This window comes from Micromonospora sp. WMMD975 (genome assembly GCF_029581215.1).
Classification (GTDB): Bacteria; Actinomycetota; Actinomycetes; order Mycobacteriales; family Micromonosporaceae; genus Micromonospora.
The window spans coordinates 3,252,719-3,277,092 of record NZ_CP120739.1 but is presented as its reverse complement, the minus strand read 5'-3'; the positions used below and the strand labels follow the sequence as shown (position 1 = coordinate 3,277,092).

Sequence of the window (24,374 nt, the reverse complement as noted above, 5' to 3'; positions counted from 1 at the left end):
GGGTGTTCTCCTGGTGGGTCAGGGGGTGTGGTGGTGGGCGGTGAGGGTTTCGAGGTGGGGGACGATCTGGTTGGGGGAGGGGAGGGTGGTGATTTCGTGGGCGAGGTCGGTGGCGCGGGTGTGGAAGTGGGGTTCGGTGAGGAGGCGGTGGACGGCGTCGCGGACGGTGGGTCCGGTGGCGTTGCTGGTGTGGATTTGCAGGCCGGCGCCGTGGGTGGCGAGTTTGTGGGCGAGTTGGGGTTGGTCGAAGTGGTAGTGCAGGGCGAGTTGGGGGACGGGGTGGCGGCTGGTGGTGGCGAGGGTGGCGGCGCCGGCGTGGTGGATGACGGCGGCGCAGGTGGGGGCGAGGGCGTGCCAGGGGACGTAGGGGACGACGCGGACGTTGGGTGGCAGGGTGCCGAGGGCGGGTTGTTCGTGTTCGGCGATGGTGGCGACGAGTTCGATGTCGAGTTCGGCGAGGGTGTGGATGAGGTCGCCGATGTCGAGGGTGTAGCCGTCGTAGATTTCGGTGGCGCTGAGGCCCATGGTGAGGGCGACGCGGGGTCGGGTGGGTGGTTTGGTGAGCCATTCGGGGATGGTGGCGGGGCCGCCGTAGGGGATGTATTGCATGCGGAGGTAGTGCAGGCCGGGTGCTTCGGTCTGGAGGGTGGCGGGGAACTGGTCGATGGTGAAGTGGCCGGTGGCGAGGTCTTCGGTGAGGTCGAAGCCGTAGCGGCGGGCGTAGCCGTCGAACCAGGTCATGAGGGGGTCGGTGGCGTGGTCGGGGGGTTGTTGGCGGTGTAGGTCGAGGAAGGTTTGGCGGACGCCGCCGAAGACGTCGAGGCCGAACAGGAGGCGGGCGTGGGCGGCGCCGCAGGCTTTGGCGGCGATGGATCCGGCGAAGGTCATGGGTTCCCAGATGACCAGGTCCGGTTTCCAGTAGCGGGCGTACTCCACCAACGCCGCGATCATCGGGAAGTTCTGCGGCTTGTGCCACATCCGGATCGCCTCGGCGTACCCGCTCGACAGGTGGTCCCAGGTCGCCTTGGCCGGGTCGTCGAACGCGTCGTAGGGGACCATGAAGCCCGCGCGCATCGACTCCCGCGTGTGCCGGCGATGGGTGGTCACCCGCCACGGGTTGCGGTCGCTGCCCATCGGCACGGCGGTCAGCCCGGCCTGGGTGATGACCTGCGCGAAGGCCGGCTGGCTGGCGACGCGCACCTCGTGGCCGGCGGTCCGCAGCGCCCACGCCATCGGCACCAGGTACTGGAAGATGGTCTTCTCCGGGTTGACCGCGAACAGCACGCGCACGTCGGTCTCCTCTCAGCCGGTGGTGACCGGTCGGCGGTCGGCGGTCATCGCCGCCAGCCGGCGGGCCATCTCGTTGGGGGTGGGCAGCGCCCGCATCTGCTCGCGCATCCGGTGCGCGCCGTCGGCGAAGGCGGGCTCGCCCAGCAGACGCAGCAGGGCCTCCCGGACCGCCGGTCCGGTGGCCCGCTCGGCCGGCAGGTGGATGGCGCAGCCCTGCCGGGCCAGCCCCTCGGCCAGGGCCGGCTCGTCGAAGTGCAGCGGGAGGACCAGCTGCGGCACCGCGTGCAGCGCGGTGGTGGAGAGCGTGCCGAACCCGCCGTGGTGGATCACCGCGGCGCAGGTGGGAACCAGCGCGTGCAGCGGCACGAACGGCACCAGCCGGGCGTTGTCCGGGATCCGGGCCAGCCGCCGCTGCTCCGCCTCGGCGACGGTCGCGACGACTTCGATCTCCAGGTCGGCCAGCGAGTCGAGGATGTCCTGGAGGTTCACCGCGTAGCCGTCGAAGCGTTCGGTGGCGACCAGACCCATGGTGATCGCCACCCGGGGTCGCCGGGGGGCGGCCCGGAGCCACTGCGGCACGACGGCCGGCCCGCCGTAGGGCACGTAGCGCATCGGCAGGTAGGTCAGGTCCGCCTCCATCCGCAACGAGCGCGGGAACTGGTCGATGGTGAACTCGCCGGTGATCATGTCCTCGGTGAACTCCCCGCCGTGGTGGCGGGCGTAGGCGTCCAGCCACTCGGCCAGCGCGTCGCCCCGGTCGTGTGGCGGCTGCTGGGCCCGCAGGCGGCGGTAGTGGTCGCGGGTGACGCCGTAGATGTCGAGGCTGAACATGACCCGGCCGTGCCGGGCGCCGCACGCCTTCGCCGCGATCGGCCCGGCGTAGGTGGTCGGCTCCCAGATCACCAGGTCCGGCCGCCAGGCCCGGGCGAACGCCACCAGGTCCGGGATCATCGGCACGTTCTCGTACTTGTGCCAGTCCTTGACCTGCCGGGCGAACTCGTCGCGCAGGTACGGCCAGCTGACGTCGTCCGGGTGTCGCTGCGCCACGTCGTACGGGCGGGGCAGTCCCGCCCGCCCGGCGGTCTGCCACCCGGGGGTGAGTTCGAGCGCCCGCGCGGGATCGCGGTAGCGGCCCACCGGCACGGCGGTCAACCCGGCCTGGGTGATCTCGTCGACGAACGCGGGCTGGCTGGCGAACCGCACCTCGTGGCCGGCGGTGCGCAGCGCCCAGGCGAGCGGCGCCATCGCCAGGAAGTGCGTCCGTTCGGCGTAGGTGACGAAGAGGACGCGCATCGCGGACGCCCCCGTCACGCCGCGTCGGCGGCGGCGAGTTCCCGCCCGACGGCGGCGGCCATGCCGCGCAGCCCGTCGGGCAACGCGACGGCCGGTCGCCAGCCGGTGGCCCGCTGGAAGGCGGACGGGTCGAGCACGAAGTCGAGCAGGTCGGTCGGCATGGAGTGCTCGGCCGGCGGCACCGACACCACCGGCACCCGGTCCCGGCCGCTCTGCCGGGCCACCGCCGCGGCGATCGCCCGGAACAGCTCGGCGACGCTCGTGGCCTCGCCGGTGCCGACGAGCCAGTGCCGCCCGACGACCGGCTCCGGGCGGTCCATCGCGGCGAGGAACGCGGCGGCGGCGTCGTCGACGCAGAGCAGGTCGCGCGTCACGCTGCCGTCGTGCCACATGGTCAACGGTTGGCCGGCGAACGCGCGGCGGGTCATCGAGGCCACCACGCCCCGGTCGAGGGCGCTCGCGTCGCTGCCCTGGCTGTAGAGCGTGGCCAGGCGCAGGGTCGCGCCGCGCAGCAGCCCCTCCCGGTGGGCTTCCTCGATCGCCTGCTCGGCGGCCAGCTTGTGCCGGTCGTAGGCGGTCAGCGGGCGGTCCGGCTCGGTGCCGTCGAGCCGACCGGCGCTCTGACCGGCCTGCGACATCGACCCGGCGAACAGCACCACCGGCGGGGTGTGGGGCCGCTGCGCGCGGACCGCGTCGATCAGATCGTGCACCAGGCCCAGGTTGACCCGTTCGGCGGTCGGGTCGGTGGCGGCCACCCGCCAGGTGCCGGCGCCGCCCATGTGGGCCACCAGGTGGACGACCACGTCCGCGCCGGCCACCGCGTCCGCGACGGCGCCCGGTTCGGTCAGGTCGACCGCCCGCGTCTCGACCTCGCCCCGGTGCCCGGCCGGCGCCACCGGGCAGCGCCGGCCGACGAGCCGCAGCCGGACCGGACGCCGGGCCAGCTGCCGGGTGATGGCCGTGCCGAGCAGGCCGGAGGCGCCGAGCACGGTGACCAGTTGTTTCGATGCCTCACCTGACACGGCAAGCTCCTTCGGGTCGCGTGGTGGTGCGAACGATCGGGCGGCGCGGGCCGGCGGTGGTCACCGCGGGGCGGTACGCCAGTTGAGCGGGGCCGGCAGGATGCCGTCGAGCCGGAGGTCGATGTGCTCCTCCCACTCGTCGCGCCGGATCTGGAAGGTGTGCAGATCCCACAGCTGGCCGCGGAACCACAGGTGTTCGGCCAGCACCTGCCGCTCGCGTCCGTCGCCGTGGCCGAGGCCGAACGCGTCGAAGCTGGCCTCGGTGGTCTGTGCGACGACCCGGTCGATGTTGAAGCAGGCGAACGCGTAGTTGAGCAGCAGGTTGGTGGCCTCGGCGCCGATGCCGAAGCGGGTCTTCGGCGGGTCCAGGTAGATGCCGCACCGCAGGTGCCCGGCCGGGTCCAGGCCGTGCAGGGTGGCGAAGCCGAGCACGTCGTCGCTGCTGCGGTTGAGCACCAGGAACGCGGCGTTGAGGATCTTGAACATGCCGACCGTCGACGCGGCCGGCCGGAAGCTCTCCAACCCGGTACGCAGCAGGGTCTGCATGAACAGCGACGAGTCGCCGGTGCTGGCCGGCTGGAGCGCGATCCGGCGGGACTCGGTGTGCGGGAAGATCACGGAGTCGATCCCTCTCTGTTCGTCGGCGGGTCAGCCGGTGGTGACCGCCGGCCGGGTCCGGTCGGCGTACCTGTCGTCGTCCCAGCGCATGCGGCCGGTGGCGGCCGGCAACGCGGCGATGTCCCGCAGGTCGTCGCCGGTCAGGCGCAGGTGCGCGGCGGCGACGTTGTCCTCCAGCCAGCGGCGGTGGCGGGTGCCCGGGATCGGCACGATGCCCTCGCCCAACGCCAGCGTCCAGGCGATCGCCACCTGGGCCGCGGTGACGCCGTGGCGGGCGCCGACGGCCGTCAGCCCGTCGACGATGGCCTGGTTCGCCCGCATCGCGGTGGGCTGGAAACGCGGGTCGCGGACCCGGGAGTCACCGTCGCTGAGCGAACTGGGCCGCACCGTGCCGGACAGGTAGCCGCGGCCGAGCGGCGCGAAGGCGAGGAAGCCCACCCCGTTGCGCCGGCACCACGGGATCACGTCCTGCAACGACTGGGCGCACCAGACCGACAGCTCGTACTGCACCACGCTCAGCGGGCACACCGCGTGCACCAGGTCCAGTTCCTCCACTGTGGCATGGGAGATGCCCAGGTGGCGTACCTTGCCCTCGGCGACGAGCGCGCCCAGCGCGCCCCACGTCTCGGCCAGCGGCACGGCCGGGTCGACCCGGTGCAGCTGGTAGACGTCGATCGCCTCCACCTGCAGGCGGCGCAGCGACCCTTCGCACGCCGAGCGCAGGTAGTCGGGCCGGCCGTTGCGCCGGAACCGCCCGTCCGGCCCGGCGGTCAGGCCGCACTTCGTGGTGATGCGGACCCGGTCCCGGTACGGCCGCAGGGTCGCGCCGAGCAGCTCCTCGTTGCGGAACGGCCCGTAGACGTCGGCGGTGTCGAACAACGTGACGCCCAGGTCGACGGCGCGCGCGATGACCCGCGCGGACTCCCGGTCGTCCCGCTCGCCCGGGCTGTAGCCGTGCGACATGGAGCTGCACCCCAGGCCGATGGCGCTGGACGTGAGCCCCGGCGCTAGCTCGGTCTGTCGCATTCCTGCTCCCACCCTTCACTGCCCGGCGCGACGGCCGGGGTTTGCGGGTCCTCGGCTGCCGCGACGGGCGTCGGCTCGGTCCGGACCACGAAGGCGGCCAGCAGGTCCGGAGTGGTCTCGTGGGCGAACGCGACCGCCTGGGCCGCGCCGAGGTCCGGCACCTCGTAGTGACGGGCGCCGGCGGCCGTGGCGATGCCCAGGGTGGTCAGGCCGAAAATCCGCTGCAGCAGCGACTGCCGGAACTTCCACCCGATCACGGCGCGCCGCTGCAACGCCGTGGTGTAGCGCCGGGCCAGCCCGTAGCGGGTGACCACGTACGGCTCGACGAGCGTGTGGCCCAGCGACCGGTAGGCGATCACCGCCAGCACGAGGGTGACCGGCGTCGCCGCCAGGGCGTACAGCCAGAGCCGGTCGGGCACCGTACTGGTCGGGGCGAGCCAGGCCAGCGCGGCGGCGAGGCCGCCCGGGAGCCCGACCGCCCAGAGCAGCCGCCGGTACAGCGCCGCCCGCGCGTGCGCCCGGGTGGGGGCGTCCAGCGGGCGGACCCCGTCGGCGAGGACGTCGGCGGCCACCCGCCGGGCGTACCCGATCCGGGTACGCGGCAGGATGACGCTCGCCGACTCCTGCCCGGCGGTCCAACCGGCCAGCCCGGTGGAGACCACCTCGGTCTCGGCGAGGCCGAGCCACCGCCAGAACAGCGGCTCGCTCGTGTGTACGCCGCGCAGTCGCCGGTCGTCGCGGTAGATCTCCCGGGTCTGGGTCAACCCGCGCCGGGTCAGCAGCGCGGTGCCGTTCTCGGTGGTGACCCGCACCAGCCGGAAGTTCCAGTTCTCGGTGACGAAGCCGATACCGAGTCCGATCACGCCCAGCAGGAACGACCCGGCCATGATGATGACGGCGGACCAGCCGTTGCCCAGTTCCTGCCAGTCGACGAGCCCGCCGACGACGTCGCGCAGGTCGACGTTGACCAGTTGCAGGAGCCAGAACAGCGACCAGAGCAGGAAACCCGCGGCCAGGAAGGCCCAGATGTTGACCAGGTTGTAGAGCAGCCACGACCAGCGCAGTTCGGCGATCGGGGTCTCCGGGGTGGCAGCGACCGGCGCGTCGGCGCCGTCCGCTGCGTCGGCGGTGTCGGCGGTGTCGGCTGCGGTGGGGCGGGTGCCGGTCGCCACCAGCAGCTCCCGGCGGAAACCGGCCACGGCCGCCACCGACACGGCGTTGAGCCGCAGCGCCGGCTGGGCCTCGCCGGTGCCGATGTGCACGATGCGCAGCCCGGCGAGGCGGTGCCGGAGCCGGGCGGTGGCGTCGACGCTGCGGACGCGGTCGCGGGGCACGTAGCGGTATCTGCGGTGCAACCAGCCGACGCGCAGCTCCACCCGCTCGTCGGTGATCCGGTAGCGGGTCTTCATCCACCGCAACAGGTCGCGGACGGCGCCGGTCACGCCGAGGAAGGTCGCCACCGCCAGCGGCCAGATGCCGAACGCGCCGTCGGAGAAGTCCACGTCCAGCACGACGAGCGCCACGAACGACGGAGTGAGCGAGAGCAGGAACATGACCAGGTCCAGCCAGATCACCCGTCGGTCGAGCCGGCGCCACGGCGCCTCGGCGGGCGACTCCGCCGCCGTTTCCACCCCCGGGCCCGCCGGATCCGTCGGGCCCGCCGGCACGGCCGGCTCCGGCGCGGTCACCGCGGTCGGGGAACCGCTCATGTCGCGTCCCCGGGCGTCAACTCGGTGATCTCGGTGAGCCGGTGCGCGGCGGTCTCGGCGACCTCGGCGTCCAGGCCCCGAATGGAGATGCTGCCCTCGCGCGACGCCGTGGTGACCCGGATGGTGGCCACGCGGAGCAGTTGCTGCAGCGGCCCCTTGACGGTGTTGATGCTCTGGATCCGCGAGATCGGGACGATGCGCCACTCGCGCTCGAACCAGCCGCTCAGGGCGTACACGGCCTCGTCGGTGACCTCCCACCGGTGCACCAGATAACGCCAGGTCGGCATGAGCGGGATGTAGACGACGTAGAAGGCCGCGAGCACCGCGATGACCGGACCCAGATAGGGCCGCGACGATTCCGCCGTCGCATAGGCGATGCCGCATCCACCGAGCACCACAATGGCGGTGAGCGCGGCGTGCAGCATCCAGAGAACGATTGCTCTCTTCTCGATGCGATTGCGGGGCGGGCGGAGTTTCAGCCGCGCGGGGCGGGCTGTCGTTTCGGTCGGCGGACGCAATTTCTCGGTATTCGGGTAAGGCTGCATCACTGATCTCCGGTGCGCCACGATGGCCTCGGTGAATCAACGGTGAAAAAGAGAGCCGGCGCCGACGCGAAATGGCGCGGCCAGGCTCGGTGCAGATTTACGCATACGGCGCGGGCCGTCAAGTGTGCCCGGCCGTCGCGGCCGGCGCCGTTGTCTCGCTGGCGGGACGACGGCGCCGGCCGCAGCCGGGTCGATCAGCGCTGGGAGATGGCGTCCAGCACGTTCATCCGCGCCGCCCGCCAGGCCGGCCAGAGCGCGGCCAGCACGCCGATGCCGATCGCGGCGAGCAGGTAGAGCGCCAACCGGCCGACGGAGAGGTCGAGCACCTCGATGCCGTTCGACGACAACGCGCGCTGCGCGGCGACGCCGAGGCCGACCCCGAGGGCCAGGCCCAGCGCGGTGCCGAACAGCGCGATGACGACCGACTCGTAGCGGATCATCGCCCGGACCTGGCCGCGGCCCATGCCGACGGCGCGCAGCAGGCCGATCTCCCGGGTCCGTTCCACCACCGACAGCCCGAGCGTGTTCACGATGCCGATCGCGGCGACCAGGATGGACAGCACCAGCAGCGCCAGGATGGCGTTGAGCACCTGCTCGATCTCGGCGCGGGCGTCGTCTTTGGCGTCCTGCCGGTCCCGCAGCTGCACCGCCGGGTAGGCGCGCAGCACCGACCTGATCCGCTCGGTGGCGGCGGCCTGCTGCGCGTCGTCCACGTCGACGTACGCGCGTTGCAGCTGGTCGGTGTCGGAGTGCGCCAGGTAGCCGGCGGTGCCGACCAGGTACGGCCGGTCGAGGACCTGGTTGTCGGCGAAGATGCCGACCACCCGCAGCGTGACGCGGGCGCCGTCCGGATACTGCGCCGGCGTCGTGCTGCCCACCTCCAGCCCCAGCTCGTCGGCGGCGCTGCGTTCGACCAGGATCTCGTCGGCGCCGAGCGTCGCCCGGCCGGTCTCGATCCGCAGGTTGACCGGCGTGACGAGCGCGGCGGGGTCGGCCACGGTGACCGGCGCCTCCTGCTCGTCGATGCGCATGGTGCCCAGCCGCACCGGCGTGACCGCACGCACCCCGGGCACGGCGGCGACCTGGTCGGCGGCCTGCGGGCCGAACCCGGTCAGGCCGCGGGAGTCGAGCGAGAAGTCGGCGCCGAACTCGCGGTCGAGCCGGCGGTCGGCGGAGGCGCTCAGCGAGCTGGACACGACCGTGGCGACCGACACCATGGCCAGCCCGATCATCAGGGCCGAGGCGGTCGCCGCCGTCCGGCGCGGATCACGGTACGCGTTGCGCCGGCTGAGTTGCCCGGCGGTGCCGCCCAGCCGGGCGATCGGCCAGCCGACCAGCCGGACCACCGGGCGGCTGAGCACCGGCCCGAGCAGGACGAGGGCGAACAGCAGCAGGATGCCACCGAGGGCCAGCAGGATCGGCGCCTCGTCGCGCTTCGACCCGAACGACAGGGCCACGATCAGCCCGCCGATGCTGGCCACCAGCACCCCGAACACCAGCCGGATCCGGTGCGAGCGGGTGGGCAGCGCCACCTCGTCGCGCAGCGCGGCGATCGGGGGGATCCGCGCCGCCCGGCGGGCCGGCAGGTAGGCGGCGGCCACGGTGACGAGCGTGCCGATGGCGTACGCCCACAGCACGGTCGCCGGCGTGACGACGGGCGAGCCGCTCGGCAGCTCCGTGCCGAACCGCGAGAACAGGGCCTGCAGCGCGAGCGCGATGCCGACGCCGACGCCGATGCCGCCGGTGGACCCGACGACGCCGACGACGAGGGCCTCGACGATCACCGCCCGGGTCACCTGCCGCCGGCTGGCGCCGACCGCCCGCAGCAGCGCCATCTCCCGGGTGCGCTGCGCGACGAGCATGGTGAACGTGTTGAAGATGATGAAGGAGCCGACCAGGACGGAGACGCCCGCGAAGGCGAGCAGGAACGCGCTCAGCAGGCCGAAGAAGGACTTGATCCGCTCCCGCGCGTCCGCCACCAGTTGCTGCGCGGTGCTCACCTCGTAGTCGGCCGGCAGGGCGGCGGTGAGCTGGGTGGCCAGTTGCTCCTGAGAGACGCCCGCCTTGGGCCGCACCCAGACGGCCGAGTAGTGCCCGGGGCGGGTGAGCAGTTGTTCGGCCACGGCGGGGGAGAAGCCGACGTAGGTGACGACGTCGCCGATGCGCTCCTCGCCCAGGGTGAACACGCCCACCACGGTCATCGTGCGCTGGCCGCTGCGGGTCACCACCGGCACGGAGTCGCCGACGGTGATGCCGCCCTCGGCCGCGGTCTGTTCCTCCACCACGAGGTCGTTCTCCGCGGTCGGGGCCCGACCGGTGAGGATGCGCATCTTCGACTCCGGCCCGCCCTCGACGTACGCGCGGCCCCGATGTGCCACGCCGTCGCCGCCGACCACCTCGCCGTTCCGGTCGATCACCACCGCGTAGCCCTCGACGACGCTGCGGAACTGGTCGGCGCCGGGCACCTTGCCCTTGAGCGACTCCACCGTCGCGGCGTCGATCAGCCGTGGCTGGGCGCCCTCGCCGGTGAACGGCTGCTTGGGCGCGACGGACACCTCCCGGGCCTGCGAGCGGTCGCCGAAGGCGTCCTCGAACGCGCGGGACGCGGTGTCCCGGAAGATCATGGTGCCGGCGGCGAACGAGACGCCGAGCACCACCGCGACCGCGGTGAACAGCAGCCGCAGCCGGTGCGCGGACAGGTTGCGCAGCGCGAGTCTCGCCATCATCGGGCCAGCTCCTCGCGGCCGGCGGGCGCGTGCTCCAGGCGCTTCATCCGGTCCAGGACCCGGTCGGCGGTCGGGTCGACCATCCGGTCCACGACCCGGCCGTCGGCGAGGAACACCACGTTGTCGGTGTAGCCGGCGGCCACCGGGTCGTGCGTGACCATGACGATGGTCTGGCCGGTGGTGCGCGCGGAGTCGCGGAGGAAGGCGAGGACCTCCGCGCCGGACCGCGAGTCCAGGTTGCCGGTCGGCTCGTCGGCGAAGATCACGTCCGGCTTGCTGACCAGGGCCCGGGCGCACGCGACGCGCTGCTGCTGGCCGCCGGAGAGCTGTGTCGGCCGGTGGTGCAGCCGGTCGCGCAGGCCGACGGTGTCCACCACCTTGTCCAGCCACTGCTGGTCCGGCTGACGGCCGGCGATGCGCAGCGGCAGGACGATGTTCTCCAGCGCGGTGAGCGTGGGGATCAGGTTGAACGACTGGAAGATGAACCCGACCCGGTCCCGGCGCAGCGCCGTGAGCTGCTTGTCGTTGAGCCGGGTGACGTCCTGGTCGCCGATCAGGATGCGACCGGAGTCGACCACGTCGAGCCCGGCGAGGCAGTGCATCAGCGTCGACTTGCCGGAGCCGGAGGGCCCCATGATGCCGGTGAACCGGCCCTGGGGAATGGTCAGGGACACCGCGTCCAGGGCGACGACCCGGGCGTCGCCCGTGCCGTACACCTTGGTGATCTCCTCGGTGCGGGCGGCGGCCTCGCCGGTCTCGGGATCGGCGGTGCCGGTGTCGGGCACGGCGGTGTTGCTGGTCATGACGGCTCCCTGTCACTGGCGGGCGCGTGGTCGCGCCCTGGCAACGGAACGGATCGGCGGTCACGGGTTTTCCGCGAGCTGTGGCGGTGTCGCCGTCGTCGAGGCGAAAAGCGAATCGGCGCGCCACTCGTCCGGCCCGAGTATTTCACCGCCGGGGCGGGTCCACGAGGACGCGGAACGCGCACGCGGGCTTTAGCGCCCGAAGTTGACAAGGGATTAGCCGAAAGTATTCCGCCGGTGCCGGCGGTGTCGACCGCACGCGCCCGGCCGGGTGCGGAAAAGCGCAGCACAGGGGTGCTTTCGACGGGGTGCCGCGGCGATTCGGGTGACCGCTGCGGCAACGACCTTCGGTGACTGGCGCCGTCCATTGTCGGGCAATTAGCGTAGGGATCCAGCCGGGCCGCGTGCGGGGCGCCCGAACGAGTCGGAAGGTGTACCTCATGGCCACCAAGGAGTTCCGCGAAGGCCCTCGGTCGGGTTCGGACGCCGCCGCCGGGAAAACCGTGCTGGCGGTGCCGTTCGCCGACCGCCTGGTGATGTTCGTCGGCATCCCGGTGCTGGTCCTGCTGCTGGGCCTGGGGCTGCCGGCGCTGGCCCGCTGGGCGTTGAGCTGGGACACGGCGCTGCCGTTCAAGCCGGTGTTCCGGTTCGTCGGCGCGATCGACAAGCCGTGGGAGATCGCGGTGAACCTGACCATCTGGCTCCTGCTGGCGCTGGTGGTGGTGTTCACCGCGGCGCGCGAGTCGATGCGGGTAACCGTCAGCGACGCCGACATGCGGGTGGAGAAGGACGACCAGGTCCGCACGTTCGCCCGCGACGACGTGTCCGCGGTCTTCCTCGACGGCAAGAAGCTGGTGGTCCTCGACCAGCGCTCCCGCCAGGTGCTGCGCGACACCCACGAGGCGTCGCGGTCGACCCTCGCCGAGGGCTTCCGCCGGCACGGCTACCCGTGGCACGACAGCGACCCGTACGCCGACCTGTTCAAGCCGTGGAGCGCCGGCTCCGCGGAGCTGCCCGAGACGGCCGACGACGTGCTCGCGGCCCGGCAGTCGGCGCTGCGGACCAAGGCCCAGCCGGAGGTCCGCAGCCTGGCCGCGACGTTGGAGAAGATGGGGTACGTGGTGCGTGACGAGGGCACGCGGCAGTTCTGGCGTCCGCTCGTCAAGTCGTGATCCGTCCCCGCCTGAGCGGACCGGTGCGCAGCCGCCTCGTCGACCTCGGTCTCGTGGCGGCTGCCGCGCTCGCCGCCCTGGTCATCGCCGGTGAGGCCGAGGAGAGCGGGCGGTTGGCCGGGGACGCGCTGGTCGCGGCGCTGGGTCTGGCCGTGCTCGGCGCGGTGGCGCTGTGGTGGCGCCGCCGCTTCCCGGTGGCCGTCGCCGTGCTGCTCACGCTGGTGCTGGCCGGCACCGACCTGGCCGTCGTCGCGGTCCTGGTCGCGGTCTGGACGGTGAGCGCGCACCGTAGCTGGTCCGTCGCCGCGACAACCGTCGGCGTCGGTCTGCTGGTCTACGTCCCCTACTCGGTGATGCGGCCCGCCCCGGACCTGAGCGCCTTCGGCGCCAACGTGCTCTACCTGGCGTTGATCCTGGTCGCGCTGGTGGCGGGCAGCACCGCCCGGATCCGGCGGGAGGCGATCGGGGTGCTGCGCGAGCGGGCCGAGCGCGCCGAGGCCGAGGCGAACGAGCGGGCCGAGCGCCTGCGCGTGCAGGAGCGGCACCGCATCGCCGGCGAGATGCACGACGTGCTGGCCCACCGGATCTCGCTGGTCAGCCTGCAGGCCAGCGCCCTGGAGGTCCGGACCGACCTGCCGGCCGAGGTGACCGGGGCGGCGGCGGCGATCTGGCAGCAGTCGCACGACGCGCTGGAGGACCTGCGGGGGATCCTGGACGTGCTGCGGGCCGGCGGTGACGGGGTCGGCCTGCGCCCGCAGCCCGGCCTGGCCGACCTGGACCGGCTCTTCGCCGAGGGCCGCAGCGTCGGCGCCGTCGTGCACGTCGACCGGCGGGTCACCGGGGAGCCGTCCGACGTGGTCGGACGGACGGTCTACCGGCTCGTGCAGGAGGGCCTGACCAACGCGCGCAAGCACGCCCCGGGTGCGCCGGTGGACGTGCTGGTGGACCGCTCCGGGACCGGCGAGCTGTGGGTGCGGCTGCGCAACCCGTTGGTCAGCGGGCCCGGGACCGGGGTTCCGGGCAGCCACTCCGGCCTGCTCGGCCTCGCCGAGCGGGTCGAGCTGGCCGGCGGTCGCCTCTCGTACGGCGTGCAGCGTGTCCCGGAGGGCGGCGTGGTCTTCCAACTGGAAGCCTGGCTACCGTGGCCGACGTGATCAGAGTTCTGGTGGTCGACGACAACGCGTTGGTGCGGGCGGGACTCTGCGCGGTGCTGGGCGCCGCGGCCGACATCGAGGTGGTCGGCGAGGCAGCGGACGGCGCCGACGCGGTGACCGCGGTGCGGGCCCTGCGTCCGGACGTGGTGCTGATGGACATCCGGATGCCCGGTCTGGACGGGCTCTCCGCCACGGCCGAGGTGCGGGCGCTGGCGCAGCCACCCGCGGTGATCGTGTTGACCACCTTCGACACCGACGACCACATCCTGCGCGCGCTGCGGGCCGGCGCGAACGGCTTCCTGCTCAAGGACATGCCGCCCGGACAGATCCAGGATTCGGTCCGGGCGGTGGCGGCGGGGGAGTCGATGCTCTCGCCGGCGGTGGTGGGACGGCTCATCGACTACGTGGTGCGGGTGGAGGACCAGGACGAGCAGCAGGTCCGGGTGAACGCCGCGCGTCGGGCGATCGAGGGGCTGACCGACCGGGAGCGGGAGGTGGCCCGGTCGGTGGCCGCCGGCAAGTCCAACGCGGAGATCAGCGGCGAGTTGTTCATGAGCGTGGCGACGGTGAAGACGTACGTCTCGCGGCTGATGACGAAGCTGGGCTGCGCCAACCGGGTGCAGGTGGCGATCCTGGTGCACGAAGCGCGCGACTGAGCCGTCTACACAAGTTCACCACTTTGTATCAATCTGGCGTTTAGACGTCGTGTAGACGAGTCAAGTTCGCCTCCGGCATACTTCCGGCCTGGTTCACGTCGGAGCATTTTTATGACGGGGGAACGGGAATGGCTAATTCGATGAACACATCACATAGGCCGTCCGGTGCGGTCGCTGGCCGGGGTCGGCTCGCAGTCGACGGAAAAGCGATGACCAGGCGCACCGCGCTCACCATTCCGCACGATATGCCCATCGATGTGTGGCGTAACCTGGGCCGCCAGATATTCGTCATCACGGACTCCTCCGGCTGGTGGCTGGGGGACTGGTTGATCTTCGGCCAGGCGAACTTCCCGGACCGCTACAAGCGGGCCATCGCCGAGACCTCGCTGGACTACCAGACGCTGCGCAACTACGCCTGGGTCGCCCGGCAGTTCGCCCCGGAGCGCCGTCGCGAGCGGCTCAGCTTCCAGCACCACGCCGAGGTGGCCAGCCTCGACACCGACCAGCAGGACCTCTGGCTGACCCGCGCCGAGCAGTTCACCTGGTCGCGCAACGAGCTGCGCCGGCAGATCCGGGCCAGTAGGAACGGCGGTGAGCCGGCCGACCCGGTCGTGCAGATCCAGCTCAACCTCATCGCCGACCGCCGCCAGTTGTGGCAGCAGGCCGCGGAGGTGACCCAGCAGGACCTGATGGGGTGGATCGTCAACAGCCTGGACCGCGCCGCGGCCACCCAGATCGAGTCGCCGCCCGCCGTATCCTCCTGACCGACGGGGCACCTGTCACACCGACGAGCCAGGTGTGACAGGTGCCCGGCGCGGGACCGCCCCGGCCCGGGGCCGCCGACCTGGGTCAGCCGCCCAGCATGGGCAACACCGCGACGGCGACCGCCCGGCTGGTGTTTCTGGTGGCGTCCGCGATCGCCGGCTCGAAGGCGTTGACCGGGAGCCTGTTGGGCCAGACGACCTCCGTGTACGCGTACCCGCTGTCGTTGTTGTACGCCGTGCAGTAGAGGTAGTAGCTGACGACGTCGCCCTTGCGGGGCAACGGCAACGCCGGGTCGAAGTCGGGTGACCAGGAGCTGCAGGACGGCGGTGCGAGCTTCGGCACCAGCTGGGTGTTGGCCGAGCGCAGGGTGTTCGTCAGCCCGTCGGTGGTCAGGCCGGTCCGGGCCCGTGCCACCAGGGCGATCGGCGTCACGATGTTCATCGCGAAACCGAGCTGGTCCACGCCCGCCGGGTCGGTCAGGGCGGGGATCATGCTCTCGATCGCCACCGCGCAGCCGGTGGCGTCCTGGGCGAACCGCTGCATGTTGTCCGGCGTCATCCGCTCGATGTCGGCGAACTCGATCACGGCATGGTTGGCGCAGGCCCGGGTCTGCGCCACCGCGATCGTCTGGATCTGCGCCAGGATCTCGGTGCGCGCCGAGTTGACCGCGGTCAGGATCTGCCGGGTCGCCTCCTCGATCGCGGCCTGGGTGTTACCGGCGTTCACCCACGAACTGACCGCACTGATCGCTGCGGTGATCACCTGGGTCCAGGCGATCGCGTACGCCGGTCGGGCGCCGGTGGGCGCCACCACCACGATGGACAGCAGCGCGGCCAGCAGGACACGTACCGGCCGACTCCGGGCTCTCCTCTTGCCTTGGGTCATTCCTACTCCCTCTCGTCGGGGAGCCATCAGAGTCGGCCATCCGGTTGTCGGTGAGTGGCCGGTGCGGACACGCCGCGTCCCGGTACCGTGGTGCCGCCGGTCGGATGCACACTGCCGACCGCCCCGGCCGGACAGCACCGGACAGCCGGCGGCCGACCCGACCAGCGAGCGAGCGGAAGGTCCACGCCCGTGCCCGCCGACGATCCGGACGAGCTGCTCCGGCACTTCTGCGCTGATCTGCGGCTGCTCTGGACGCAGGCGCGGGGACCGAGCCTGCGGGTGGTGAGCGCCCGGGTCGGTCTCGGCAAGAGCCAGGTGGGCGCGATCCTCAACGGCACGGTTCGCCGGCCACCCGACTGGGACGTGGTGCGTCGCCTGGTGGAGTGCTTCCACGACCACGCGCGGGCGCACCACCGGCTGTCCCACCTGTCCCTGCGTACCGGCGTCGAGGAGACCTGGCGACCCCGGTACGCGATGCTCGAGTACGCCTTCCAGCGCCGGCGTACCCCGGCGGGTGGCACCGGTTCCCGCCCGCCGACGGCGTCCCGCCGGTGGCCGGTGCCCCGGCAACTCCCTCCGGTCGCCCGGCACATGGTGGGCCGGGCGGCCGAACTGGCCACGCTCGACCGGGCCGCCACGAGCTGCGGAAAGCCGGACGGGTCGGCCACCGTGGTCGTGATCGACGGTACCGCCGGTGTCGGCAAGACAACTGTCGCGCTGTGGTGGGCGCACCGGGCCGGCGGCCGGTTCCCCGACGGGCAGCTCCACGTCGACCTGGGCGGCTTCGACCCGAACGGCACCCGGGTCTCCCCCGAGAACGCCCTGCGGGGATTCCTCATCGCGCTGGGCGCCGACCCTCACCGGCTGCCGGACGACCTGTCCACGCGCGTCGCGCTCTATCGCAGCCTGCTGGCCGATCGTCGGGTGCTTGTGGTGCTGGACAACGCCTGCGACCCGGGCCAGGTTCGCCCGCTGCTGCCCGGGGGCCCCTCCTGCATGGCGCTGGTGACCAGCCGTAACCAGTTGACCGGCCTGGTCGTGGGCGAGGGCGCGCTGCCGCTGAGGCTGGAGTTGCCGACCGCCACCGACGCGGCGGAGCTGTTCGCGTCCCGGCTCGGCGCGGGCCGGGCAGCCGGGGAACCGGCGGCCGTGGCGGAGATCGTCGACCGCTGCGCCCGGCTGCCCTTGGCCGTGGCCATCGCCGCCGCCAGCGCGGCTGCCCGCCCCGACGAACCCCTCGCCGCGCTCGCCGGGCAGTTACGGACCGGTGCCGCGGTGCTCGACACGTTGTCCACAGGCGCCGACGGCGCCGATGTCCGCACCGCCTTCTCCTGGTCCTATCGACGGCTGAGCCCGATCGCCGCGACCCTGTTCCGGACGCTCGGGCTGCACCCCGGTCCCGACGTCACGGTGGCCGCCGCCGCCAGCCTCGCGGGCGTACCCGTGCGGCAGGTCCGGCCGGCCCTGGCGGAACTGGCCCGCGCGCACCTCGTCTCGGCGCCCCACCGGGACCGGTACCGAACGCACGATCTGCTGCGCGCCTACGCGATGGAGCTGGCCCGGGCCACCGATCCCGCAGCGCGTCGACGGACGGCGCAGGGGCGGCTTCTCGACCATCTGCTCCACACCGCCCACGCCGCCGGCCGGATGTTGGACCCGCAGCGTCACACCATCACGATTCCGCCGCCCGACGATGGGGTGACCGTGGCCGCCCTCAGCGACGAGGCCGCCGCGCTGGACTGGTACGCGGCCGAGGAGACCACCTTGGTCGCGGCGATCCACGGCGCCGCGGGCACCGGCTTTCACGCCCACGCCTGGCAAGTGACGTGGGCGTGCGAACCGATGCTGTACCGCCAGGTGCCCCGCCAGCAGTGGGCCGCCCTGCAACGGGTGGCGCTGGCCGCGGCGCGGCGGCTCGGTGACCCGCTGGCACAGGGCCACGCCCATCGCGGACTCGGTCGCGCCTACAGCAGCATCGACAACCGCAGACTCCGGGCCGGCATCCACTTCAACCGGGCCCTGCGGAACTTCGCCACCGCCGACCGGCCCGTCGACGAGGGCTACGTACGGTTCCACCTCAGCCTGCTCTGCGAGCGAGACGGCGAGTACCGGGCCGCGTTGGAGCACACCCGACGGGCGCTGGAACTCTTCGAGCGTGCCGGTCACCGTCCCGGGCAGGCCCGCGCGTACAACGGTCTGGGCTGGCAGCACGCGTTGCTCGGCGACTACGAGGTCGCGCTCGCCTCCTGCGCCCGCGCCCTCGACCTGATGCGCGCGGTCGGAGACCTGCTCGGCCAGGCCCAGGCCTGGGACAGCATCGGCTTCGCCCACCACGGGCTCCGGCGGTACGGGGAAGCGGTCACCGCCTACCGGCGCGCGCTGGCGCTCGTCCGCCGGATCGGTGAGCGCAACAACGAGGCGGAGATGTTGGTCCATCTGGGCGACACCCATGAGGCGGCCGGTTCCCCGGAGGCGGCCGGGCGCGCGTGGCGGCAGGCGCTCACCATTCTCGACGAGCTCGGCGCCTCGGAAGCGGCCGACGTCCGGGCACGGCTCGACGGAACCCCGCCCGTGTGGCCGGCAGCGCCCCCCGGCTGACGCGGACGGCGCCGAGCCGTGGCCACCCTAGCCGCGCACCCGCTCCTCCAGCCGGGGCACGACGCCGGCGGGCGTGGGCTGCGCCAGGATCTCGTCGCGCAACGCCGCCGCGCCGGCCCGGAAACCCTCCTCGTCGAGCAGTCGCGCCACCTGCCGCCGGACGGCGGCGCCGCCGACGTCGTCGGGACCCAGCACCACGGCAGCGCCGCGCGCGGCCAGCCGGCCGGCGAGCAGCGGCCCCTCGAAGTGGTACGGCAGGACCAGTTGCGGCACGCCGTAGCGCGCGACGGTGCTCACCGTGCCGAATCCGCCGTGGTTGACCACGACGGCGCACGTGGGCGCGAGGGCGTGCAGCGGGGCGAACCCGGTCAGCCGGACGTTCGCCGGCACGGGTCCGGCCGCCGTCGCCCCGGCGACCGTGGCGACGATCTCGACGTCCAGGTCGGCCAGGGCGTCCAGCACCTCGCCGACGGCGAAGGTGTAGCCGCCGAAGTGCTCGGTGGCGCTCAGGCCCAGCGTCAGGGCCACCCGGGGGCGGCTCGGCCGCTGCCACAGCCAGGCCGGGACGGCCGCGCGTCCGCCGTACGGCACGTACTGCATCGGCAGGTAGTCCACGCCGGGCGCGCGCAGGCGCAGTGACGGCGGTGACTGGTCCACGGTGAACTCGCCGTGCACCAGGTCCTCGGCGAAGTCCAGGCCGTAGCGCCGGCAGTAGCCGCCCAGCCAGTCCGCCAACGGGTCGGACGCGCCGTCCGGGCGGGTCCGGAGCCGCTGCCGGAAGTGCTGGTGGGTGACGCCGTACACGTCGGTGGTGAACAGGACCCGGCCGTGCCGGGCCCCGCAGGCGCGGGCGGCGATCGGGCCGGCGTAGGTGTTCGGCTCCCACAGCACCAGGTCCGGACGCCACTGCCGGCAGAAGTCGACCAGGCCGCCGACGAGCGGCTGGTTCTGGAGTTGGAACTCCCAGCGGACGAAGAGCCGGTACGCCTCGAGGTCCTCGGCCCACCGGCTGTCGTCCGGGCCGTGCTCGGCGATGTGGTACGGCGGTGGCAGCCCGCGCCGGTGCTCCTCCCGCTCGTCCGCGCTGATCGCCCGGTTGACCTCGACGTCGCGTCCCACCGGGACGGCGGTCAGGCCGGCCTCCTCGACCAGCGTGGTGAGCCGCGGCAGGCTGGCGATCCGCACCTCGTGGCCGGCGGCCCGGAGCGCCCACGCCAGCGGCACGAGTTTGAGCACGTGGGTCGGCTCGGGGATGGACGTGATCAGGACGCGCATCGCTGCTCCCGCGTGGCGCGGTGGTGCTCGACCCGCCGTTCCAGCTCCGTCACGAGGTCGTTGGGCGAGGGCAACGCCCGGATCTCGTCCCGCAGCGCGGCGGCCCGGGACGCGAACCGGGGCTCGTCGAGCAGTCGCCGCACCGCCGCCCGGATCGCCTCGGGGGTCGCCTCCTGCGGCCGGACGACCAGGGCGGCACCCTGCTCGGCGGCGCGGCGGGCGAGTTCCGGCTCGTCGAAGTCGAACGGCAGGGTCAACTGCGGGACACCGGCGACCGCGCAGGTCAGCAGCGTCCCCGGGCCGGCGTGGTTGATCACCACCGCGCAGGTCGACACCAGGGCGTGCAGCGGCGCCCAGTCGACCAGCCGGACGTTCGCCGGCACCGCGGTCAGCTCCGCCTGGTTCTTGGTCGGCACGGTGGCGACGACCTCGACGTCGAGGTCCGCCAGCGCGTTCAGCACGTCCTGCAGGTCGACGGCGTAGCCGTTGAACCGGTCGGTCGCGGTGATGCCGAGGGTGACGGCGATGCGCGGCCGTTCGGGCTTGTCCCACAGCCACTTCGGCACCACCGTGGCGCTCGCGTAGGGGATGTACTGCACCGGCAGGTAGTCGTGGCCGGCGGCGCCCAGGCTCAACGATCCGGGGAGCTGGTCGATGGAGAACTGGCCGGTGATGAGTTCCTCGGAGAACTCGAAGCCGTGCTTGCGCGCGAATCCGCCGAGCCACCGGGCCATCGGGTCCTCCCGGTCGGTCGCCGGTCGCCGCGCGGCGAGGTCGAGGTAGATCTCCCGGGCCGCGCCGAACACGTCGATGCTCCACAGCAGACGGCCGTGTGCCGCGCCGCACGCCTGGGCGGCGAGACCGCCGGCGTAGGTGGTCGGCTCCCACAGCACCAGGTCGGGCTGCCACTGCCGGGCGTACGCCACCAGGTCGGCGATCATCGGGAAGTTGTCGGTGACGTGCCAGCCGCCGCCGTGGTAGCGGGTGGTGAACGCCTCGTAGCCGTCGCGCATCGCCGCCCAGTCCCGGCTCTCGGGCGGCAGGACCGGCGCGTCGTAAGGCGCCGGCAGGTCGGGGCGGCCGGCCTCCCGTTCGTCGACGTGCAGCGCGGCGATGCGCCAGGCGCCCCGGTTGCGGCCGATCGGCACCGCGGCCAGGCCGGTGCGGGTGATCTGCTCGGTCAGCTCGGGTTGGCTGGCGAAGCAGACCTCGTGCCCGGCGGTGCGCAGGGCCCAGGCGACGGGCGCCATCATCTGGAGGAATGTGCGCTCGGAGCAGGAAGTCACCAGCACGCGCATGATTTCTCCTTCGGAGGTCGGTCGAGATCGCGCCGGCGCGGGCCCGATCCGTCATTGCCCTCGCCATTGCGCACATGGTGCGTCGGGGCCGTCCGCCGAGCAATGTCGCGCATTTGTCGACGTGCGTTTCCCATGCGGCCGGGCCGGGTCGAGAATAGGAGAGGGCGACGGCGTCGGCCAGGATCTGTCTCGCTGGCGGGACGTCACCACGACGGCGCGTCGACGCGACCGTGTCCGCCGTTCCCGCATTTTTCCTGCTGGTCACCGGGTCGATCGGCCGTCGCGCTCGGCTGCGGCCCGAGCTCGCTGATCTCGTACGCGTCCGGATAGGTCTTCGTCCTGATCCCGGCGGCGAACAGCGGTGTCTTCGGCGGGGCGCCGAGCCACCGTTGCAGCCGGGCCCGCAGGGTGAGCGCCACGTGCAGGCCGGCCCGGACCGGCCACGCCGGCGCGCCGACCCGCGTCGCGCGCCGCAGCCGCCCGTCGTACATGGCGCTGACCAGCCCGTCGCCGAGCGGCGCGAGAGGTCGGGGGATCCGGCCGAGCAGCAGCGACCGGGTCGCGCGCTCGATGGCCGCGGCGTCGTCGTTGGGTGTGAGGTGAGCGGCGTCGTACGCGTCGAACCAGGTCTCGAACTCCTCGTAGGTGCCCGGGATGTCGGTGATGCCCATTCGTCGGCCCAGCTCCCGGTAGAACAGGTGGGTCGCCCGCCGCTCGTGGCAGCAGGGGCGGCGCCAGCCGTACCGCTGGAGCCACCGGGTGGGGATGACCACCAGGCAGCCGAGGACGTAGAGGTAGTCCTCGTTGGGGATGTCGTAGGGGCGGTGGATCTGGTTGACCCGGCGCAGCGCCTCTCGGCCGCGGGGCTGGTCGAAGCCGTTGAGCACCATCTCGTACATCAGCAGGCCGGTGTCGTCGACGCGCTTCTGGGTGCGTTCGGTCAGCTCACCGGTGGCGGTGTGCACCGCGGCGATGGTGGGGATGGAGAAGGACCGGTTGAACGCGAGGTTCAGCCCGAGCTTCATGTCCCAGGGGAACTCCAGCCGCAGCATGGTCTGGTAGATGTCCAGCCAGTCGCGCTCGGGGTCCAGCGTGCGGATCCGGGTCAGGTTCGCGTGGCGCCGTCTCATCGGGAGGCATCTCCAACCCGGGGGTTCGGGGCGTCCCGGGCGGCGGCGAGGGTGCGGGCCACCACGGGGGAGCGGGTGTACGCGGTGGTGACCTGGGCCAGCCATCCGATCTCGCCGGCGTAGCCGCCTTCGGGGCGGTGCAGCTCGTCCGCGGGCTGGGGGACCGCGGCCATGAGCCTGGCCCGGTGGCGTCGCAGGGCGCAGGCGAGGTGCGCGGCCTCGACGTTGGCCCGCAGCTCGTCGACGGTCAGGCCGGCCTGTCCGGCGAACCGCTCGGCCAGTTCGGTTACCTTGACGTCCGTGTACGGGCGCAGGGCGAGGCGACCGTCGCGGATCTCGGCCACGCGGCGGGTCAGGGCGTAGTCGATGTCGCGGGCGGCGCTGAGGGGTCGGCGCAGGCTGGGGTCGAGTTCCAGCTCCGGCAGGGCGGCGACGAGGTCCCGCCACAGCGGTTCGAGCTGCCGGTACGAGCGGTAGTCGTCCCAGCGTCGGGTGATGGTGAAGATCGGCCCCCACGCCGGCATGGTGAGGCCGACCATCATGAGCAGCGCGGCGATGGTGACCAGGACGGCGGCGACCTGCCGTTCGCCGGCCGGTTGGTAGCCGGACCAGTAGGCGATGAGGTAGATGATCTTGTTGGTGCTGTAGAGCAGCGCGAAGGCGGCGCCGACGGCGGTGAGGCGGAGGCCGCGGCGCAGCCACGGCCGCCCGCAGATGCGGGCGAATCGCCAGCACAACCGCGTGATGTCGGTGCAGTAGGCGAAGAAGCCGACCAGCATGAAGATCAGCAGGTACGCGGTGACGACGGGATCCCGCGCGTACTCGACGGTCAGGAGCACCGGCTGGTCGTAGGCGAGCGTGCAGGCGAACAGGGCGACCATGGCGAGGAAGGCGCTGCTGGTGACCCAGACCCAGATGCGGCTGCGGGCTGCCGCCCTCGCCGGGGGGAGGGAGAGGTGCAGCAGCATGTGCTCGGCGCTCGCGGCGATCGTCATGGCACAGCCGTGGGACATGACCTTGGCCAGGTTCGGTAGCCCGGACGCCGAGTCGATGCCGGCCGCGACGGGCGGGATGGCGAGGGTGATCCCGGCGGCGAAGGCACCGAGCGCCACGCAGATCGCGCCGCGGGCCGGGCTCGGCTGCCGCCGCTGGAGCCGCAGCATGTAGCCGAAGGCGAACCAGCCACCGACGGCGCAGACGGTGTAGAGGACGGTGTCCATCTCGGCTACCAGTCGGGGTGTTCGAGCGAGCGCCGGAGGCGGCCGTACAACTCGGTGTGTCGGTCGTCCAGCGGTGAGTCCGGCTCGGCCTCGTGGCCGGCGCGGGCCCGGCGTAGTAGTAGTGAGCCGATCATTTCGGCTTCGCGTTCTTCGGCGGCGGCGTAGTTGCTGCGGCCGAGGCTGCGTTGGACCAGTTGTGGGTCGAGGTCGGGTAGGAGGAGGCGGGAGGCGTCGGGGTCCAGGGCCGTGGTGGCGTGGTGGCCGGCGAGGAGGTGGCCGAGTTCGTGTCCGATGATGAGGAGTTGGTGCAGGGGTGAGGTGTCCTGTTCGTAGAAGATGGCGTCGAAGTCCCCGGTGGGTACGTACATGCCGCAGACGGTGAGGGCGGGGAGTCGGATGGGCATCAGGTGGATGGGTCGGCCGCGTCGTTCGCCGAGCAGGTCGCACAGTCGCTGGATGTCGAATGGTGTGGGTATTTCCACTTCGGCGGCGATCTGTTCGCAGCGTTTGCGTAGTCGGTGTAACTTCACGTCAACGTTCCCCCACTCGTCGGCGTACTGCCACACAAGGATCATCACGGCTATCTGCGGTTGTCTGGCGTGGTGCTCGTCCCGCCCGCGTCGGCGACGGCTCGTAGCCGGGCGACCATCTGTTCGACGAGGTGGGTGTCTCCTGCGGAGAGGCCGTTGTCGGCGAGGACCTGGCGCAGCGCGACCTGTTTGACGTCCATTCGGCGTAGTTCGCGGAGCAGGGTGATCTGTTCCTGGATTCGTCGGGCCGCCGCGTCGTCGACGAAGTAGCCGGAGCTGACGCCGAAGGCGGAGGCGAGGGCGCGTACGTGGGAGGTGCGGGGGTCGCGTGCCACGCCGCGGCGTAGTTCTCCGATGTAGGCGGCGCTGATGGAGACGCCGGTCTCGGCGGCAGTGGCGTTGATCTTGTCGGCGATCTCCTTGTTGGTGTAGCGGCGGCCGGGTTCGTCGGACTCGCCGAGTTCCTCAGGTGTCGGGCGGATCCGGTCGAACAGGTACTCCAGCCGGGCGGCCAGGGTGTCGAGGGATGGCAGCTCCTGCTCCGCGCGCCGATCGTCGACCATGAATTCCAACCCTCCAGCGACCAAACAACAGTGTCGCAGATACCAGCGCCGGCAAAACAGGCGCTGATACATGCACGTGGCGCACGCCACCAGCGA

Annotated in this window: 21 protein-coding genes; 5 read left to right on the top strand and 16 right to left on the bottom strand. The window is 72.4% G+C overall.

Going from position 1 to position 24,374, the window contains the following annotated elements; all coding sequences use genetic code 11:
• Nucleotides 1–18: 18 nt before the first annotated feature.
• From O7613_RS14105 to O7613_RS14065, 9 genes are all read right to left on the bottom strand, one after another.
• The gene (locus O7613_RS14105) at nt 19–1,290 is read right to left on the bottom strand and encodes an activator-dependent family glycosyltransferase (protein WP_282294330.1); all 1,272 of its coding nucleotides are present in this window, start codon (nt 1,288–1,290) and stop codon (nt 19–21) included.
• A 12-nt stretch (nt 1,291–1,302) separates the two neighbouring features.
• Nucleotides 1,303–2,583 (bottom strand): activator-dependent family glycosyltransferase, encoded by a 1,281-nt coding sequence (locus O7613_RS14100; protein ID WP_282294328.1) that lies wholly within the window; start codon nt 2,581–2,583, stop codon nt 1,303–1,305.
• Between the two features lie 14 nt (nt 2,584–2,597).
• A complete protein-coding gene (locus O7613_RS14095) occupies nt 2,598–3,605 on the bottom strand; it encodes an NAD-dependent epimerase/dehydratase (protein ID WP_282294326.1) in 1,008 nt (335 codons plus the stop codon).
• Between the two features lie 60 nt (nt 3,606–3,665).
• Complete coding sequence (locus O7613_RS14090) at nt 3,666–4,223, bottom strand: GNAT family protein (RefSeq protein ID WP_282294324.1); 558 nt, start codon at nt 4,221–4,223, stop codon at nt 3,666–3,668.
• A 30-nt stretch (nt 4,224–4,253) separates the two neighbouring features.
• Nucleotides 4,254–5,249: an aldo/keto reductase gene (locus tag O7613_RS14085; protein ID WP_282294322.1), complete on the bottom strand. Its 996-nt coding sequence runs from the start codon at nt 5,247–5,249 to the stop codon at nt 4,254–4,256.
• The gene (locus O7613_RS14080) at nt 5,231–6,958 is read right to left on the bottom strand and encodes a PH domain-containing protein (RefSeq protein ID WP_282294320.1); all 1,728 of its coding nucleotides are present in this window, start codon (nt 6,956–6,958) and stop codon (nt 5,231–5,233) included. Before O7613_RS14080 ends, O7613_RS14085 begins: the two co-directional genes overlap by 19 nt.
• Nucleotides 6,955–7,503: a PH domain-containing protein gene (locus O7613_RS14075; protein WP_282294319.1), complete on the bottom strand. Its 549-nt coding sequence runs from the start codon at nt 7,501–7,503 to the stop codon at nt 6,955–6,957. Before O7613_RS14075 ends, O7613_RS14080 begins: the two co-directional genes overlap by 4 nt.
• 194 nt (nt 7,504–7,697) lie before the next feature.
• Nucleotides 7,698–10,229 (bottom strand): FtsX-like permease family protein, encoded by a 2,532-nt coding sequence (locus tag O7613_RS14070; RefSeq protein ID WP_282294318.1) that lies wholly within the window; start codon nt 10,227–10,229, stop codon nt 7,698–7,700.
• Complete coding sequence (locus O7613_RS14065) at nt 10,226–11,032, bottom strand: ABC transporter ATP-binding protein (RefSeq protein WP_281588003.1); 807 nt, start codon at nt 11,030–11,032, stop codon at nt 10,226–10,228. The genes O7613_RS14070 and O7613_RS14065 overlap by 4 nt, the downstream gene beginning before the upstream one ends.
• A gap of 440 nt (nt 11,033–11,472) precedes the next feature.
• On the opposite strand from O7613_RS14065, the gene O7613_RS14060 reads away from it, so the two are divergent.
• From O7613_RS14060 to O7613_RS14045, 4 genes are all read left to right on the top strand, one after another.
• Complete coding sequence (locus O7613_RS14060; RefSeq protein ID WP_282294317.1) at nt 11,473–12,204, top strand: hypothetical protein; 732 nt, start codon at nt 11,473–11,475, stop codon at nt 12,202–12,204.
• Nucleotides 12,201–13,358, top strand: a complete 1,158-nt coding sequence (locus O7613_RS14055) for a histidine kinase (protein WP_281588006.1) — start codon at nt 12,201–12,203, stop codon at nt 13,356–13,358. Before O7613_RS14060 ends, O7613_RS14055 begins: the two co-directional genes overlap by 4 nt.
• The gene (locus O7613_RS14050) at nt 13,346–14,014 is read left to right on the top strand and encodes a response regulator transcription factor (protein ID WP_282294315.1); all 669 of its coding nucleotides are present in this window, start codon (nt 13,346–13,348) and stop codon (nt 14,012–14,014) included. Before O7613_RS14055 ends, O7613_RS14050 begins: the two co-directional genes overlap by 13 nt.
• A 209-nt stretch (nt 14,015–14,223) precedes the next feature.
• Nucleotides 14,224–14,778 carry an LmbU family transcriptional regulator gene (locus O7613_RS14045; RefSeq protein ID WP_281588011.1) on the top strand — a complete coding sequence of 185 codons (555 nt, stop codon included), beginning with the start codon at nt 14,224–14,226 and terminating at the stop codon, nt 14,776–14,778.
• A gap of 85 nt (nt 14,779–14,863) precedes the next feature.
• On the opposite strand, the gene O7613_RS14040 is transcribed toward O7613_RS14045, so the two are convergent.
• Nucleotides 14,864–15,664, bottom strand: a complete 801-nt coding sequence (locus tag O7613_RS14040; RefSeq protein ID WP_282294312.1) for a hypothetical protein — start codon at nt 15,662–15,664, stop codon at nt 14,864–14,866.
• Between the two features lie 189 nt (nt 15,665–15,853).
• Between O7613_RS14040 and O7613_RS14035 the strand changes: the two genes are divergently transcribed.
• The gene (locus O7613_RS14035; protein ID WP_282294309.1) at nt 15,854–18,262 is read left to right on the top strand and encodes a tetratricopeptide repeat protein; all 2,409 of its coding nucleotides are present in this window, start codon (nt 15,854–15,856) and stop codon (nt 18,260–18,262) included.
• 27 nt (nt 18,263–18,289) lie between these two features.
• Here O7613_RS14035 and O7613_RS14030 read toward each other — a convergent pair whose 3' ends face one another.
• The 6 genes from O7613_RS14030 to O7613_RS14005 all read right to left on the bottom strand — a co-directional run bounded on the left by O7613_RS14030 (nt 18,290) and on the right by O7613_RS14005 (nt 24,278).
• Nucleotides 18,290–19,537: an activator-dependent family glycosyltransferase gene (locus tag O7613_RS14030; RefSeq protein WP_282294308.1), complete on the bottom strand. Its 1,248-nt coding sequence runs from the start codon at nt 19,535–19,537 to the stop codon at nt 18,290–18,292.
• Nucleotides 19,525–20,835: an activator-dependent family glycosyltransferase gene (locus O7613_RS14025; RefSeq protein WP_281588019.1), complete on the bottom strand. Its 1,311-nt coding sequence runs from the start codon at nt 20,833–20,835 to the stop codon at nt 19,525–19,527. Before O7613_RS14025 ends, O7613_RS14030 begins: the two co-directional genes overlap by 13 nt.
• 203 nt (nt 20,836–21,038) lie before the next feature.
• Nucleotides 21,039–21,965, bottom strand: a complete 927-nt coding sequence (locus O7613_RS14020; RefSeq protein WP_282294307.1) for an oxygenase MpaB family protein — start codon at nt 21,963–21,965, stop codon at nt 21,039–21,041.
• A complete protein-coding gene (locus O7613_RS14015; RefSeq protein WP_282294306.1) occupies nt 21,962–23,185 on the bottom strand; it encodes an MAB_1171c family putative transporter in 1,224 nt (407 codons plus the stop codon). Before O7613_RS14015 ends, O7613_RS14020 begins: the two co-directional genes overlap by 4 nt.
• 5 nt (nt 23,186–23,190) lie before the next feature.
• On the bottom strand, nt 23,191–23,760 hold the full coding sequence (locus tag O7613_RS14010) for an ImmA/IrrE family metallo-endopeptidase (RefSeq protein WP_282294304.1): 570 nt from the start codon (nt 23,758–23,760) through the stop codon (nt 23,191–23,193).
• A gap of 5 nt (nt 23,761–23,765) precedes the next feature.
• Nucleotides 23,766–24,278: a hypothetical protein gene (locus O7613_RS14005; protein WP_282294302.1), complete on the bottom strand. Its 513-nt coding sequence runs from the start codon at nt 24,276–24,278 to the stop codon at nt 23,766–23,768.
• Nucleotides 24,279–24,374 lie beyond the last annotated feature (96 nt).

What these genes read in the sequence shown, in the direction of transcription:
- O7613_RS14060 (WP_282294317.1), top strand. Translation starts at nt 11,473, where the DNA reads ATGGCCACCAAGGAGTTCCGCGAAGGCCCTCGGTCGGGTTCGGACGCC.
- O7613_RS14025 (WP_281588019.1), bottom strand. Translation starts at nt 20,835, where the DNA reads ATGCGCGTGCTGGTGACTTCCTGCTCCGAGCGCACATTCCTCCAGATG.
- O7613_RS14085 (WP_282294322.1), bottom strand. Translation starts at nt 5,249, where the DNA reads ATGCGACAGACCGAGCTAGCGCCGGGGCTCACGTCCAGCGCCATCGGC.
- O7613_RS14065 (WP_281588003.1), bottom strand. Translation starts at nt 11,032, where the DNA reads ATGACCAGCAACACCGCCGTGCCCGACACCGGCACCGCCGATCCCGAG.
- O7613_RS14020 (WP_282294307.1), bottom strand. Translation starts at nt 21,965, where the DNA reads ATGAGACGGCGCCACGCGAACCTGACCCGGATCCGCACGCTGGACCCC.
- O7613_RS14005 (WP_282294302.1), bottom strand. Translation starts at nt 24,278, where the DNA reads ATGGTCGACGATCGGCGCGCGGAGCAGGAGCTGCCATCCCTCGACACC.
- O7613_RS14030 (WP_282294308.1), bottom strand. Translation starts at nt 19,537, where the DNA reads ATGCGCGTCCTGATCACGTCCATCCCCGAGCCGACCCACGTGCTCAAA.
- O7613_RS14100 (WP_282294328.1), bottom strand. Translation starts at nt 2,583, where the DNA reads ATGCGCGTCCTCTTCGTCACCTACGCCGAACGGACGCACTTCCTGGCG.
- O7613_RS14045 (WP_281588011.1), top strand. Translation starts at nt 14,224, where the DNA reads ATGACCAGGCGCACCGCGCTCACCATTCCGCACGATATGCCCATCGAT.
- O7613_RS14040 (WP_282294312.1), bottom strand. Translation starts at nt 15,664, where the DNA reads ATGACCCAAGGCAAGAGGAGAGCCCGGAGTCGGCCGGTACGTGTCCTG.
- O7613_RS14015 (WP_282294306.1), bottom strand. Translation starts at nt 23,185, where the DNA reads ATGGACACCGTCCTCTACACCGTCTGCGCCGTCGGTGGCTGGTTCGCC.
- O7613_RS14075 (WP_282294319.1), bottom strand. Translation starts at nt 7,503, where the DNA reads ATGCAGCCTTACCCGAATACCGAGAAATTGCGTCCGCCGACCGAAACG.
- O7613_RS14010 (WP_282294304.1), bottom strand. Translation starts at nt 23,760, where the DNA reads ATGATCCTTGTGTGGCAGTACGCCGACGAGTGGGGGAACGTTGACGTG.
- O7613_RS14080 (WP_282294320.1), bottom strand. Translation starts at nt 6,958, where the DNA reads ATGAGCGGTTCCCCGACCGCGGTGACCGCGCCGGAGCCGGCCGTGCCG.
- O7613_RS14070 (WP_282294318.1), bottom strand. Translation starts at nt 10,229, where the DNA reads ATGATGGCGAGACTCGCGCTGCGCAACCTGTCCGCGCACCGGCTGCGG.